The organism is Dietzia sp. SLG310A2-38A2 (assembly GCF_014145095.1).
Taxonomy (GTDB): domain Bacteria; phylum Actinomycetota; class Actinomycetes; order Mycobacteriales; family Mycobacteriaceae; genus Dietzia.
Window position 1 is genome coordinate 1,300 of the sequence record NZ_JAALDX010000493.1, and the last position, 1,030, is coordinate 2,329.

Sequence of the window (1,030 nt, forward strand, 5' to 3'; positions counted from 1 at the left end):
TTTCGGTGTCACCGGGTCCCGCGGCCGCACCCCCCTGGCGCCCGCGCGGGGTGACGGATCCGGATGAGGTGGTCATGGGTGAAGGGGTTGACTTCGGCGGTCCAGGGTGGATACTTAAGCTATCGCCTAATTAAGGAATGAGTGAATTGAAGCAGGCCGGTGATCCGCTGTCCCGGGTGTTCCAGGCGCTCGCCGATCCCACGCGTCGCGGGATCCTCGAGCGGCTCAGCGCCGGGCCGGCCACTGTGGGCGAGTTGTCGGAACCCTTCGACATCAGTGCACCCGCCATCTCGCAACACCTCCGGGTGTTGGAGACCTCCGGTCTCATCGAGCGCAGCACTCGCGCCCAGTGGCGGGTGTGCACGCTCCGGCCGGAACCGCTGGACGCCGCCACGGACTGGGTCGAGCGCAACCGCGCGCTGTGGCAGCAGAAGTTCGACCGACTCGACGACGTGCTCACCGACATCCGGCCCGGGCACGCCGACCCAAGGGATCGAGGGCGCACGCCTCGATCGAAGGAGTGACGACACCATGTCCGTCCCGGAATTCACCATCACCCGCACATTCGACGCCCCGCGCGAGACCCTCTGGCGCGCGTGGACGGATCCGACCCTGGCCGCCCGCTGGTGGCACCCGCACGAGGTCACCACCCCTGCCGAGAGCGTCTCGATCGATCTCCGCGTGGGTGGGCGCTACGCCTACCTCATGATCGACCCGGGCGGCGGCGAGTGGCCGACCACGGGCGAGTACCTGGAGGTCCGCGAGCCCGACCGGCTCCGGTTCACCTGGGGCAGCCCGGACGACGAGCGCGGGGACGACGTCCCCGTCATCACCGTCGACCTCGCCGAGGCGGGCGAGGAACGGACCCTGATGACCTTCCACATGGCTCGTCACCCCGACGACCGCGGCTCCGAACACGGCGTCCACGACGGCTGGACCGAGGCGTTCGAGGAGCTGGACGAGGTGTTCGCCACGTCCGTCGCCCGCTGAGCCCCCGCCCGCTGAGCCCCGCCTGCTGAGCCCCCGCCCG

The 1,030-nt window shown here is 70.0% G+C and carries 2 protein-coding genes; both read left to right on the forward strand.

Translation table 11 applies throughout. The annotated features are described in order from the left end of the window. Positions 1 to 137: 137 nt before the first annotated feature. Positions 138 to 524 (forward strand): metalloregulator ArsR/SmtB family transcription factor, encoded by a 387-nt coding sequence (locus G6027_RS15960; RefSeq protein WP_182638021.1) that lies wholly within the window; start codon positions 138 to 140, stop codon positions 522 to 524. Between the two features lie 7 nt (positions 525 to 531). Further along, positions 532 to 990, forward strand: coding sequence for an SRPBCC domain-containing protein (locus G6027_RS15965; protein WP_182638022.1), 459 nt, complete (start codon positions 532 to 534; stop codon positions 988 to 990). The last annotated feature ends 40 nt before the right edge of the window (positions 991 to 1,030 follow it).

Coding starts and splice junctions, on each gene's coding strand:
- G6027_RS15960 (WP_182638021.1), top strand. CDS start 138: ATGAGTGAATTGAAGCAGGCCGGTGATCCGCTGTCCCGGGTGTTCCAG.
- G6027_RS15965 (WP_182638022.1), top strand. CDS start 532: ATGTCCGTCCCGGAATTCACCATCACCCGCACATTCGACGCCCCGCGC.